The following is a 14,369-nucleotide window of genomic DNA, read 5'->3' as shown; positions in this document are numbered from 1 at the left end:
TGCAGCACTCGCCTTATTTGTTAGATACTGCTTTATAAATAATTATACCACACTTCACCTGTATGCAGAAATGGCTGTAACAAAATGCTACAGCCATTTATACCATTTTTTATTTTCTCTAGTGCTTGTCCTAGCATACAAGCTAAATCGCCTTATACTTCCCCCTGGTGCCTCTTACTGCTTGATATAATTAGCAATCATGGTACTGGCTTCTGCCCTGGTAGCATTGTTACTCGGATTGAAGCTGTAAGAACCTAAGTTATTCTTCTCTCCGTTAATAATGCCTGCCTTTTGCATAGCCGCCACAGATTCCTTAGCATATCCAGCAATCTGACTATTGTCAGCAAACTTGATGGCCGCATTCTTTTCTCCCAAAGTTCCCTTGTCTACATTAGCCACATACTTAGCAATCATCACCGACATATCCTGTCTAGTAATGTTGGCATCTGGCGAGAACTTTTCATTTCCTGTACCTCCAGTAATACCCGTTTCTGCTGCCCAAGCCACAGCTGCTGCATACCAAGCCTTTTCCGATACATCCTTAAAATCTGATCCAGTATATTTGCTCAGGTCTGCTCCGCTAAGGTTGGCTAAAATCTGCACAAATTCAGATCGTGTAATCTGGCTGTTTGGTGCAAACAAGTTTGCTCCCTTGCCCTTGATGATTTCTCTGGCCGCCAGATACGTGATGCTGCTCTTGGCCCAGTGATCTGTCGTATCATTGAACTTGGCTTCGTTATAGCCAATGATAAAGGTGCCCAAGTGATTGCTCTGCATTGTCATTTGCCCAGCACTGTATTTGCTGTTTAATAATGGAATCAAATTACCATTTGCCTTCACTTCAAACATAATCAGTGCTTCTTCCTGCTCACTGCTGGATTTCTCATACGGTATGCTGATAATAACCTTGCCAGCAAAATCCATAATCGCTTTGCCGCCAACCGCTGCACTAAATTCAAAGGCTGGTCTGTTCTTCATCTGTCCTTTATCAGCCTCTGAAAGAGCTGCTATACCGCTAGCATCCTTCTTACCCATACTGATGCTCACATCTCCGTTGTCTGCGGTCAGGCTTCCCAATGAGGCCTTATCCAAGCGCACCTCACCTATGCTGCTCTTTACAGATACGATATCTACACCTTCATTTAATTCCTTCATGGACTCCTTTGGTATAATCGTCTCCAGAGAATTTACCTTCTCCGTTCCCTTTACCTCCAGCACAATCTTCTTGGCTACTTCTTGGTTGCTGGCCTTTTCAGCAGTTCTGGCAGCTTCCTTCACTTTCTTGATTGCTTCTGTAATATCCTTTTTATCCATAGAAGCCGTGGCCTTTCCATTGCTGTCCACTTTAGCCTCTGTAGAAACAGTGATGGTGCTGGTCTTTTCCTTTTCCTCTGTCAAGCTGCCGCCGTTCCCCTTGCTCATATCTATGACCGAGCCATCTGTCGGCGGATCCACATCCTCAGCTTCCAACCATCTGTTAGGATATTCCGGTCTGCTGCCTTCAAAGGAAGTCTCCTTGATGTAATCATCAACATAGTGCCAAACAATAGAATCGCCGTTGGTTACATAGTAGTCTTTTAGTCCAAATTCTGGATGAAATCCGTTTACCGTATACATCCAACCGGAATTCTTACCGTTAGTAAATTCTGCAAGCTTATATCCACCATAAGCCTTCGGTGCCGTTATGCTGCGCACATAATTCTTTTCTGCACCTACATACTCCAGCCCCGCTTGATCCAAGGCCTGGGTAAAGACATCATACACTGATACGGATTTTGCTGAAAAACTCATTTTTTTCGTTGCAATCCAAGTCACATACTTGCCATGCCCGTTGGTGCCATTTGCATGTTTGGCATCGCCGATAAGCCGGAACTTGACAGTCATCTTGCCGTCTGTCGGCTGTTCGGTGTCCGCCTTTTTTACCGTCAGGATGGTATAAGCATAGGTTAGAATGTTCTTTCCACCTTCCTGCTTTTGAGCGGTAATAGTATATTGACCTGGTTCCTTAATAGTCTCTGCAGAAATAATTACCTTACCAGAAGCATCCGTGGTACCAACTTCTGTTCCGTTAACCTTGATGGCAGCACCTTCAACCCCCGCCGCCGCAGAACCGTCGTTTTTTACTTTGGTAGCCATCAGAATCACTTCCGCTGTACTTCCTTCCGTCACGACCGGGTCACTGTCCTCAAACCAAGCGTGTTGCATATCTGCGCTGTAATCCGGATTATAATAAAAATCAACTTTATCTCCATTATTTACTAAGGTAGTTGCCGGATTGCAAACTTTTCCGTTGACCTCACAGACCCAACCAGCATTGCTGCCTGCCCCATCTTTGCTAAGATCTACTTTTGGAACCAGAACACCTTTATAGCAAGTGAAACCTACTTTACTAATTCCTGTGTCAAACGCATCTATCAGTGCATGCAGTGCCGTATAACCGCCATAGTTATGAGAAACATAGCCCTGCACTTCCAGATCATGCTCTGTTTCCAAGAGAGTATCTTCTGTAAAGCTAATCGTTGTCTTATCTCTCAGAATTCGATCTTGTGCCATGACACGAACAGAAACATCACCAAAGGTTTGTGTAACTATCTGTAACTCCGGCAGTTCTATAGCAGTGGTGCCGTCCTCTACATCAAATGTTTTCGTTACAGACAAATATCCCGGTTTGCTATAATAATAGGAATAACCTTTAGCTACCGGCAGAAGATACGTTCCTTTCTCATCAGCCTTAGTCGATTTTCCGTTGGCAGTGTATACGGCGATTTTCGCACCCTCAGTCCAGTTGTTGAAGGAAACGGTCTTCGGCGCCCCCGCTCGGATTACATGCAGGGTATAGTTTATAGTCTTATCGTCTATAGTCCCTGTGACGGTTATGGTTTTCTCTCCTTCTGGAAGAGCAATAACCTGGGATTCTGCTCCACTTCCTACAGACTCGCCATTAATCGTTATGCCCGTTTCTATACTGTCTTCTATCATAGCGGTAGCCTTCAGTTTAATCTGATCTACACTATAGGGAACTTTGACTTCATAATTATTTCTAGTTCCTAAAAACCCGTAACCAAGCCCTAAATCCTCTCCTAGCTGATCAATAGCATGAAGCTGTCCATCAATAAGCTCCATGTCTACCTTTCCATGTACTGGTATTACCTCTATATTGGTGATATATGGAGTCTTTCCATAAGTTTCTGTATTACTTGTACCCGACAAACGAAGTGTATAAGTTTGAGTATAACCCTTTGTGGAATCCTTCGGCGCTGCCGCTATTTCTACATAGGTCACAGGTGAAGTGTTACCATTTAAACTGGAAAATAAAGTGGTCACTTTTCCAGACGGCTCCAGAGAAATCGAATTCCATATATCTTCACCTTCCTGCTTATATTTTGCTGTAAGAGTGCCATCAAAAGTTTCCGGCATAGTTGGAGTCAGGTCAATCTTTTGATTTGTACTACTATAGATGCTATAAAGATTTCGAAGCTGATTGAGTACCGCCCAGTTGGGTGCTCGATACCATAAGACTCGCTCATTTGTTCCTGATACACCTAGTTTTGAAGTAGTTATCTGGGCATAATCCAGCTTAGATAGCTCCTCCTGCTGACTGTTGGACTCCACCTGCAGATGAATGTCCGGCAGAGTGCTAAAATATGGGCTATTGGTTCCTCCTCCCGCATTCAGGTTGGGATATTTTCCAGTCAGAGGAATGCTTCGGTGAGCCCCCAGTTTGCTGCCCAGATGGCTGGCATGAATCTGCCCGCCGACTAACTCCAACTCTCCTGCCTCTGTCAGCACAAAAGAAAGGGTGTTATAAAGAATCAGATCATACTGTACACCACCGCTTTTCAGAATGCGCCCGGCCTCCGTTTCGTATTCCACCCAACATTCGTTGGGAAACCCTGGGTTATAAATGCCGGCCATTTTCTGAACTGGCTGGCTCAGTCCGCCAAAAGAAATCCCCACGGTCTCTCCCACTTTCAATCCTTCTCCGGGGCTGGTGCGATTGTCTATCTTTATATCGAGTCCCTTTGCATTGACTACATAATATTCCAGTGAATCTCCTGCTGCAATCTCGATGATATTTCTCCCCTCTTTTAAATTGACCGTATAACTACCGTCTTTGCTAATCTCATAACTGGTCCAACCACTTCCCCACTCAGCTGACTGCAGTGGGTCATGCACCCGCACAGTCATTTCTTCATGTGCTGTAGGCCAAAAGGTATACACGGCGTGGTCTGTTCCCGGCAACACAGTCCCCTCTGGCTCTCTGGTGCTCTTGGTATAATAAATAGTATCATATTCACTCTGATTGATGTTAGTGTTAATATTGGCTGAAGCGTCACCCGCTACATTGACAATGACAATACCAATATTTTCTGGTGCAATGGCGTTATAATATTGCACACTCCCTTGTTTTATTTCGTTTGCCTCGTAACTCATGTCTGGATCATATTCCATGGCATCGTATGTAACTTTGATGATGCTGATGCCTTTTTTTACTCCAGTAATGGTCTGCTGCAGCCGTCCTGGGCCACCTTTTTCTGTCAGTTCCACAGAGTCACCCAAAATCTCAAAATGAAAGTCCGGCTCAATAAAATAATTTGCCATAATGCCACTAACTGCTTGCCAAGTTCGAAACATATCTAAATCGAAGGACTGACCCTCGCTCAGTTTCAACTGCTTGCTGTCGTCCACATTCAGATACAGGTTGGCTTCATAAAAGCCATTATCCCTACGGTCCTCGTTGTTCAGCTTTTTCAAGTCCACGGTCCACATAGGCGTTTTATCGTTGCCCCAATTTCCGGTCTCTAGAAGTCCACTGGACTTTAAATAACCGCTGCCAGCGCCTCCTGCCGTATAGTGTATGCTGCCCGTACGTATTTTCTCATATGTATAAATGTCATAATTGCTGTTGCTGGTCGTATCTACATTTGCAGGCGTATACTCTTTAAATTGTTTATAATGAGCATTTCCCTTGGCATACAGCCCAAAGGGCTGACCCTTTGTTACCTGAAAGCTGATGGATTTCGTACAAGGCATCAGGGTAGCTGTAATGGTAGTCAACGCAGAATACTTAGCAGCACCAGCGCCGCTGACATCATCAAAACGCATATCCTTAGGGGTGACCTCACAAGTAACCTCTGCGCTGTTTATATTTGCAGCAGCGACAAAAGAATGAGTCTCCGTGTTTCCATTGTCTGTTACGTCCCCTTCCTCCAGCAGGGCATAGTTGTCATTCCCCAGCTTCACCTGAGCCATGACGTCTCCTCCACTGAGGTAATCCTCAATAGTTGGATCTGTCGCCGGCTTTGATATTTTTACAGCAATTCTTGACAAATAAATATTCTGTCCGCCAGCCTCCATCACCTCAAAGGACCCGGATCCCAGTAAGGTATCTTTTTCTGTGCTTCCATAAGCCTTATATGCGTATATACCCGGCTTTAAATTTAATGAGAAATTGCCCATAGGTACCTTTAAAAGGTCTGGGGTTAAACTTCCACTCACTTCCCCCGCCTCATTACAGAATTCTACATAGTTTAATTGCACTTTGCTCCAATAAAACTTTACCGCTACAGTTACTGGCTCGTCCAGAATTTCCAAGTCTGCCTCCTCCAGGCTCAAAGCACTGTTGGAAATTGCCGCTCCTGTTGTGCTTACTGAATCCTTGGGGCTTTCAAGTGGCAGTAAAGTTCCATCGGGTTCCTTATTTTCTATCCACTCAGTAGGCGCCTCGGGGTTGGATATGTCAGGTGTCTCAGAGGATACCTCAGCAGCCTGCGCTGTCTCTACATTACTTTGTTCCAAGGTACTTTCCGTCTCTCCATAAGAAAAGAAAGGCTGGCCTGTAAAAATTACAGAAACCATCAGCGCTGTCAGCAGCACGTGTTTTATTCGTTTTTTCATTATCTTCACCGTTTTCTCCTGTGTTCATGCAACTATTAACACATATAGCAGCAGGCCAGAAAAAAGCCTTTTCCGACCTGCTGCTAATTTAGCATGTTGTCTTATTTATCCGATTGTACGCTTAGACACCTTTTCCTGCTATTATCAGTTAAAAAGCCCGGCATCATCATATGAACCAAATTTCCAAACTACCGTGTCGCCGCTCTGCAGGGCAAAATCGTCGGCCCCTAACACTTCAGAGATACCTACTACATTACCACCTCTGTAAACCCGATACTGCCAGCCATAGTACGTGTAAGTTCCATCACCGTTGTCCACTGTATACTGACCATATTTATTTGTTCCCAAGGTCATGGAATCCACTGCATTATATTGAATGCTGTAATTTTGGATGATGCTGTTAGAAAGCATGGCTGGAGTGCCATCCAGAGCCGTTACAAAATTTCGGTTGGAGTAGTAGCCATTTGCTGCAACATCTATTGTGCCTGATGCAGTAGGTGTAGTTGCTGCCGGTGCATACACTTCAAAATTAACATCTTCTGCCTCAGCCGACACCAATGTAGTTGGATTTACCAGCACGGTGAAATTTACAAAAGCATTGTTGGCTGGATTGGTAGCCACAATACTGGCTACACCAGAAGTAACATTAGAGTCAATGGTAACGTAAGCATAGCTGACATACTCATTGGTGTCTACTTCTAAAGCCATCGTACTATCTATGTCGATTCCTGCAGTACTTCCAGACACTACATCCCACTCCACAGCAGCAGCTGCTGCCTCTGTGCTGAATCCAGTATAAGCCCAATAAGAATTTGCCGGGCCTGCCATCAGTTCTACTGCTGCACCGCCAGCGGTAACATCAGCTGCATCCACCACATACGTCAATTGACCCGTATAGTCAGTCATGTTGGGGTCACTGTCTGATGCAAAAGCTGTAGCGGACATGCCCATAACTAACGCTGCCGACAGCGCAAAAGCCATAATTTTAGAATTTAACATTTTTTTCATTTTTCTACCTCCATTTTTCTACAAAGTGCTTTTTGTGTTTTAGTCTCATCAAATGAACTTACTAGAAAACGTTCTGTCCCCCCTTCCCTTTTAAGTTTATATCCAAACACCGCAGTGTCTGAAACAATTTCATCAAGCTGTCTTCTTTACGACAGCCTCTGGCTCTGAGTTAGCTCATAAATCTGAGCCTGCTTCATATCCTCTGCCGAGAAACCAGGGCTTTTCTGTACCAGCTCGAACCGCTGACCGGGCGCCATGTAGGGCTTAACGATTTCTGCCACTTGAGGGAACAGTTGAACTTTTTCGCCGTGAAAGTCAATCAGCAACAGCCAATAGTCTTCGTCCTCGCCCTCTCTCTGGGCTTTTATCAACCAGGCCGCTTCCACCTGCAGGTGTTCGGAAAAGAAGTGCTCCAAGGCTGGTTTCAAGCCTGTGGGCAGAGCCTCTGGCGTTCGCAGCATGACCTTTCCCTTAAACTCTTCCCGCTTTAAGGTCATTCCCATGGTACGGGCATCCACCAGTTCCATGACAACCCTGTCCAGCAGGATATTTTCCGCAAAGGGATTGAGCACCACACCGCTGATCTTCTCCGTGGAATCGATAATTAAGTATTTCAGCTTGTCGTAGGTCATAGGAACCAGATCCTCCCGCTGAAAACGACCAATATTTGCTTCTCTGTCTAAAAAGGCTGGGACAAATTTTCTGCCTTCGCCAGTCAACAGCAAGGCAAAGCCCTTTTTATTTTTATCAATCTCTTCAGGCGTCCCAGGTACCCACAGCTCTGTTTCTACCAGCTTTTTAAAAAACTGATCCTCACAAGCTCGGGTCTTCTCCTGCATAAGCTGCTTATATAAATCTATTAGCTGATTGCGTCTCTCTTCCATGCCCCGCTCCTTTCTTGAGAACAACCACCCCATAAAAGTGTTCAATGCAATAAAAAAAACCGTGGTGTTAACACCACAGTTCCGTTTTCAACTGTATTCTACTGCACTTTAAACCGACACTAAACACACGAACCTATTTTGCAGGTACGTGGCAAGTTTCCACCCTTACCGAGGTATGTTTAAAACTTATGTCTGTTTTCTGACTTATGCATCATCATCTTTCGCCAGCCTTCCCAGGTTCTCACCCAGTGACTGCTCACTCTCAGAGCTGTGGCTCAGACTCCGCACTTACAGCGGCGGTACCGTCCCGGACTTTCACCGGAGTTCCTCTTACCTGCTTGCAGTTAGTTTTCTGCCGCAGTACATAAAATACATGGTTACCAAATTTTCACTTTTTCTCTTTACATCTTCATGATACTACGAAGTTCTAAATTTATCCAGTGTTTTCCTAGAACATTTTTCGACATATTCAGCCAAACCCAACCTTATATTTCTAACATCTCCCTAAAAAATAAAAGCAGAAGATGACATCTCTTCCGCTTTAGTTTCTTTCATTTCATATTCATAAAATCTGCCTTGTTAAGGCTGACTTTTACACCAGTCGACACTTTTTTAGTAGCTTTACCAGCGCTTTGCCCTTCGGCAGCAAGATAATCTCATTCTCTTCAATAGCCTTAATCTTTAGCAGCATAACTCCGTACACCGCCGCGCCCACGCCGATAGCTACCACCGTAGCCAAGCTGCTGCCAACTGCGCCAGACAAGCCCTTGTAAGCACCTACCACCAAAGCAAACATGATCAACCCTGCCAGCAACGGCTTCCACACCGACAGCTTCCAATCGAACTGGATGCCGGTGAGTTTCTTCACCGCCGCAAAATTAATCAAGCCGATGGTGATATAACCAAGCGTGCTGCCGATGGCGGCACCTTCTACGTTCAATTCCGGCCACCCGGTCAAAACAAAAGTGGACACACATTTAACAACAAAGCCTGCCGCCAATCCCCAAACCGCGATTCCCGGTCTGCCCAGCCCCTGCAACGTGCCAGCCATGGTCTGAGCGATGCACAAAAACATGATCCCCATGGCCAGAAAGAAGAGACAGCCAGATGCATTCATAGCACTTTCTGCCTGCATCGGATAAATCAATTTCATAATAGGCTGAGCCAAGGCCATGAGGCCAAAACTGCAAGGAACACCAATAATCATAGCTGTCCGCAAACCAAGGCGTACATTCATATTCAAGAACGCTCTGTCCTTCGTGCTGGCTGCTGCTGCAATAGCCGGAACCATGGACAAGGCCATGGACAGGGCTAAAGCCATCGGAATGTTGATTACCGGTCCCGCCATACCAGTCAGCTGGCCATAGAGGGCGTTGGCCTCCTTGGCGCTAAAACCTACGGACTGCAACCGACGCATAACGATGATTACATCCGCAATATTCATGATAGGCAGAATAGATACCCCAATCGTAATAGGCACGGCAATTACCGTCAGGGTCTTCAAGATGCTGCCTGCACTTTCCTGCTTCCTGCTGCCGGTCTCATTTCTCAAAGGCAATCTTTTCTTCTTATATAAATAGATCGCAATCAGGACCACCACCCCGGCGATAGGTCCGATACTGGTTCCGACCGTAGCCCCGGCGGCGGCGTACTCCAGCCCCATAGGCACCAACATAATAGCCAGAGCTAGTCCAATAGCCACCCGAACAGCCTGTTCTATAAGCTGAGAAGTGGCCGTCGGCCCCATCTCCTGCATTCCCTGAAAATATCCTCTAAAAACAGCCATAATCGGAACAAATAGCAAGGCTGGCGCAATGGAGACCATAGCATAATAGGCCCCTGGATTGCCCAAAGCGTTGACGATGGTTTCTGCACCAAAGAAGAAAATCGAGGAAGCCACAATACCCAGCAAAAACATCAGGATAAAGGACAGCTTAAACACCCGGTGAGCCTCATCATTTCTGCCGACAGCAATCCGCTCAGAAGTCATCTTTGAAATGGCCGCCGGGGCTCCATTAGTAGAAAATACCAGCAAAAAGACATAAATCGGATACGCCGTCTGGTAATACCCCATGCCATCATCGCCGATGATATTGCCCAAGGGAATCCGGAAAATGGCGCCCATAACCTGTACCATTAATCCGGCAACCCCTAAAATTGCTGCGCCCTTTAAAAATGACTTCTTGCTCATCTATATCAATCTCCTCTTTTATCCCTGGTAATTTTATAGTGATGTTGAATTCTATTTGTGAACTCAACCTGTCAATTCATTATAACATGCGAGCTACGTCGATGCATGTTTCAATAAATCCAACCTTGCAGCAAAGCTGCTACAGTCATAGAATTTATTATACCAAAAAAACTCCCTCTTTGTATATGTTTTCTTTGTGAATTTTGATATACTAAACGTAAATATCATTGGAACCAGAGGTTTTATTCCATAAAAAAAGACAATTAATGAGGTAAAAAATGAATACATTTGCAAAACCAACCATGTTGATGATTTTAGACGGCTACGGACTCAACGAAAGCACTTACGGCAATGCCATTGCGGCGGCTCACAAGCCTAATTTAGACCGAATTTTTAAAACATATCCCCATACAGCCCTGAAAGCCTGCGGCCTGGAGGTAGGGCTTCCTGCCGGTCAGATGGGCAATTCGGAAGTTGGCCACTTGAACATCGGGGCCGGACGAATCGTCTATCAGGAACTGACCAAAATCACGAAGGCCATTGAAGATGGAAGTTTTTTTGAAAATCAGGTCTTACATGCTGCCATGAACCACGCCCTAGAAAAGAACACGTCTCTTCATCTGCTGGGTCTTGTCTCCGACGGCGGTGTCCACAGCCACATCCAGCATCTGTTGGCGCTGTTGGATCTAGCCAAAAAGAAAGGACTGAAACAAGTTTATGTTCATGCCCTGCTGGATGGAAGAGATGTTCCTCCTCGCTGCGCGCTCCAGTATATCCAACAGCTAGAGGCTTATATGGCAGAGTTGGGACTAGGCACCATTGCCACCATTTCTGGCAGATATTACGGCATGGATCGGGACAAGCGCTGGGACCGGGTGGAAAAGTGCTATGATGCCATGACTACAGGGGCAGGTATCCGGGCTGTCTGTGCAGCAGAAGCCATCGAACTGGCCTACAGCAATGAGCAGAATGATGAGTTTGTCGTGCCAGCCGTCGTACGACAAGCCGGAGATTCATTGGAAATCGGAACAGTCCAGGACAACGATGCCTTCATTATGTTCAATTTCAGACCAGACCGCGCTCGGGAAATCACCAGGGCTTTCGTCAGCAGCGACTTCGATGGTTTTGAAAGAAAGAAACAGATTGACAACCTGCACTACGTCTGCCTGACCCAATATGATGCAGAGATGCCTAACGTCTCCATCGCCTTCCCCCCACAATCTTTAAAAAATACGTTAGGAGAATATCTGGCCAGCCAAAATCGGACCCAGCTGCGAATCGCCGAAACGGAAAAATACGCTCACGTAACCTTCTTTTTCAATGGCGGTGTCGAAGCACCTAACAAAGATGAAGACCGCATTCTTATTCCTTCCCCTCAGGTGGCAACCTATGATTTGCAACCAGAAATGAGTGCTTACCTCATTACTGAAAAACTCCTGGAGCAAATTGAGCAGGGCAAACATGAGGTCATCATTTTAAACTTTGCCAATGCAGACATGGTGGGACATACTGGTGTCTTTGAAGCGGCCAAGCAGGCAGTAGAAGCCCTGGACAAATGTGTTGGGCAGGTGACCGAAGCGGTCTTGGCTAAAGGCGGCCAGATTTTGCTCACCGCTGATCACGGAAATGCAGACTGCATGCTGGATGAAAGCGGTGCAGTGGTTACTTCCCATTCGCTTAACGATGTCCCTCTGGTGCACATCGCCAAAGAACCGGTCCAGCTGAAAGACGACGGCATCCTGGCAGATATCGCCCCAACCTTGCTAGATTTGATGGGCATCGCCATACCGGACGAAATGAATGGCAAGAGCCTGGTAGGCTGAGGCTAAGTTATGCATTATGTCAAGGCAAAGGGGATTTTATCTGCTAGAAATGGCATGAACTTATACCGTGGCTGCTCTCATGGGTGTATATACTGCGATTCAAGAAGCAACTGCTACCATATGGACCATGATTTTGAAGATATCGAAGTCAAAGAAAATGCCATCGAGTTATTGGAAAATGTCCTGAAGCACAAACGAAAAAAGTGTATGCTTGGCACAGGCTCTATGACCGATCCCTATATTCCCCTGGAAAGAAAAATTAGAAATGTCAGAAAGGCTCTGTCCTTAGCCCGCCAATATGGATTTGGCTTTACGCTCATAACCAAATCCAATCACGTTTTGGATGATATCGACTTGTTAAAAAAGATAAACGAGAAAACAAAATGTGTAATACAAATGACCTTGACCACCTATGATGAGGAGTTATGCAAGAAGCTTGAGCCCCATGTCAGTACCACAAAAGAACGGGTTGAAGTCTTAAAGAAAATGCGTGATGCAGGCATACCAACTGTCGTCTGGCTAAGCCCTATACTCCCATTTATCAATGATACCGAAGAGAACATCTCCGCTATTTTAGAGGATTGCGCAGAAGCAAAGGTCTATGGTGTAATTTGTTTTGGCATGGGCGTGACCCTTCGGGAGGGGAATCGAGAATACTTTTACAGACAGCTAGACCGTTTATTTCCTCATATGAAAGAAAAATATCAAAAGATTTACGGCAATCAATACGTGCTGAACAGTCCTAACCATGCCAAGCTGATGGCTTTATATCATGAAAAATGTGAGAAAAATCATCTTGTTCATGACAATGCGAAAATCTTTGAATATTTAAGTTTGTTTGAAGAAAAGCAAACAGATACCCAGCTAAGCCTGTTCGATTGGGCGTAAAAAAACAGAGCTCCTGGTACTGCCGATGCAGCCTCAGAAGCTCTGTTTTTTCTTACGGACTGAATGTCCGCTCTTTACTTTATTTTTTCCACGTTGATTTGCTTGGTGGTTTTATTATAATAACAGATTTTATCCCCTTCGATGGAAACCGAGTCGGTGTCGATTTCGCCCTCTCGCTCCAGGACAACTTTGCCGTCTTTGTCATAAACGCGCAACCACTGGCTGCTGGTGTTCTTTTCCGTATCCGTCTTTCCAATCTGGCAAACTAGATACGGATTCCCCTCGTCGCCGCGCAGGGCCATATCGGAGCAGGAGACAACATCTTTTTCCCCTTCACGAACCTCTTTCCCCGTACTGTCGACCGCTGCAAAAAGAGACCACCGCTTTATCAGGTATAAGTTACCGTTTAGCACGGCGAAATCATCAGCCGAGTCGGTGGCTGAACCAAAAAAGTTATACATGGAGGTTTCCGTACCATCTTGCAGATTTCGCTTGCGGATTTCTTTACCTGTATTATAATACAGGTAATTACCCTCGATCTGTAAGCCATAAGCCGGTTCGGTTATGCTTACAGCCTCATCCGTCTTCATATTTATCCGGTACACAGCGGTTTGCCCCTCCGTTCCCGCTGGCTGTCCCAGAAGGTAAAGCTCGTCTCCTAAGAGGTAGACCCCATGCCTGCCATTAAAGCCATTCATTTCGCTTCGGTATTTGTATTGGTTATCTCTTCCCCCCAGTGTGGCATATGCACCTTGATCATTTTTCATCTCCAAATAGTCCGGGCCAAACTTTAATTCGGTGAAAGCAAAATCTCTTCCTCCTGCGGAAAACACTTCCCCGGCATAGTCCCTGTTAAGTTCTTTCATACTGCCGTCCGTGTTTAAAAGGAATTGATGGGGACTTCCCATGGAGGCCCCTTCTGTGTGAAAATAAAGCCGCGGCGTGTTATTTTCATCATTAAATAGTCGAATAACCCACCCGGAGGAACAATCATAGACCTTCTTTGACTTGGTCAAATCTGAAAAAGTGGTCTGTCTGAGGATATAATCTTTGTCTATATAGTAAATATACCCATGATTTACAAGCACCTCAAAGCCATCTTCTTCCGGGCTCTGATCCGCAGGAAGTGTAAACTGGCCTACTGGCGTAACTGCCCCCAGAGAGACGGCAACAGGGGCCACAGGACCAGCCGGATTTCGTTCAATCCCAATCGTCTTCGAGGTGTTTTCCCAAGCAACGTTGTACCCCAACACCTCCAATACTGCCCGCAAAGGCATATAGGTTCGGCCTTCTACGATTTGAGGGGAAGTATCCATTTGATAGACGATATCCGTGTTAACCCTCATGAGCAGACTCCCGGCGGTAAGCTTGATGGAGACTTCATCTTTCGAAAGAATAATATTTTTTTCTCCCGAACCAGCATCGGTTTCAAAGGCCACCGTTGCGCCAATCTTCTCCAGAACCTTTCGCACCGGCACTTGAGTCCGTCCTGTGCTGTCAATAAAAGGCACACCCATCCCATCTTCCTGGGAAAATGCCAAGGCTGTACCCGAGATAATAACCTTGATTTCCGTTTTTTCCGCTCCGTAAGCAACACGCTCGTTTCCTAACATCCCTGCCGGGAAAGTCAGTACCATAAACACCGCCAGAAATGCGGCCGCAATGCGCCTTCTCATA

General features: G+C 45.7%; 7 protein-coding genes and 1 riboswitch. Of the genes, 2 read left to right on the top strand and 5 right to left on the bottom strand.

All coding sequences use genetic code 11. The features are described from left to right. Positions 1-174 precede the first annotated feature (174 nt). The 4 genes from Ami103574_RS06500 to Ami103574_RS06485 all read right to left on the bottom strand — a co-directional run bounded on the left by Ami103574_RS06500 (position 175) and on the right by Ami103574_RS06485 (position 9,981). Complete coding sequence (locus tag Ami103574_RS06500; protein WP_246213229.1) at positions 175-5,898, bottom strand: S-layer homology domain-containing protein; 5,724 nt, start codon at positions 5,896-5,898, stop codon at positions 175-177. Positions 5,899-6,042: 144 nt separating this feature from the next. Then, positions 6,043-6,906, bottom strand: coding sequence for a hypothetical protein (locus Ami103574_RS06495; RefSeq protein WP_163065865.1), 864 nt, complete (start codon positions 6,904-6,906; stop codon positions 6,043-6,045). Positions 6,907-7,052: 146 nt separating this feature from the next. Beyond that, the gene (locus tag Ami103574_RS06490) at positions 7,053-7,790 is read right to left on the bottom strand and encodes an enhanced serine sensitivity protein SseB C-terminal domain-containing protein (RefSeq protein ID WP_163065864.1); all 738 of its coding nucleotides are present in this window, start codon (positions 7,788-7,790) and stop codon (positions 7,053-7,055) included. Between the two features lie 173 nt (positions 7,791-7,963). Further along, positions 7,964-8,172, bottom strand: a riboswitch (cobalamin riboswitch). Between the two features lie 210 nt (positions 8,173-8,382). Beyond that, the gene (locus tag Ami103574_RS06485) at positions 8,383-9,981 is read right to left on the bottom strand and encodes a putative polysaccharide biosynthesis protein (RefSeq protein WP_163065862.1); all 1,599 of its coding nucleotides are present in this window, start codon (positions 9,979-9,981) and stop codon (positions 8,383-8,385) included. Between the two features lie 278 nt (positions 9,982-10,259). Here Ami103574_RS06485 and gpmI point away from each other — a divergent pair, with 278 nt between their 5' ends. Both gpmI and Ami103574_RS06475 read left to right on the top strand, forming a co-directional pair. Next, positions 10,260-11,804 carry a 2,3-bisphosphoglycerate-independent phosphoglycerate mutase gene (gene gpmI / locus Ami103574_RS06480; RefSeq protein ID WP_163065861.1) on the top strand — a complete coding sequence of 515 codons (1,545 nt, stop codon included), beginning with the start codon at positions 10,260-10,262 and terminating at the stop codon, positions 11,802-11,804. Between the two features lie 9 nt (positions 11,805-11,813). Further along, a complete protein-coding gene (locus Ami103574_RS06475) occupies positions 11,814-12,692 on the top strand; it encodes an SPL family radical SAM protein (RefSeq protein WP_163065859.1) in 879 nt (292 codons plus the stop codon). A 74-nt stretch (positions 12,693-12,766) separates the two neighbouring features. Here Ami103574_RS06475 and Ami103574_RS06470 read toward each other — a convergent pair whose 3' ends face one another. Further along, positions 12,767-14,368 carry a copper amine oxidase N-terminal domain-containing protein gene (locus tag Ami103574_RS06470; RefSeq protein ID WP_163065858.1) on the bottom strand — a complete coding sequence of 534 codons (1,602 nt, stop codon included), beginning with the start codon at positions 14,366-14,368 and terminating at the stop codon, positions 12,767-12,769. Between the last annotated feature and the right edge of the window lies 1 nt (position 14,369).

The sequence above is a fragment of the Aminipila butyrica genome (assembly GCF_010669305.1).
Lineage (GTDB): Bacteria > Bacillota > Clostridia > Peptostreptococcales > Anaerovoracaceae > Aminipila > Aminipila butyrica.
The sequence above is the reverse complement of the archived record's forward strand: the minus strand, read 5'-3'. Positions and strand labels throughout refer to the sequence as shown.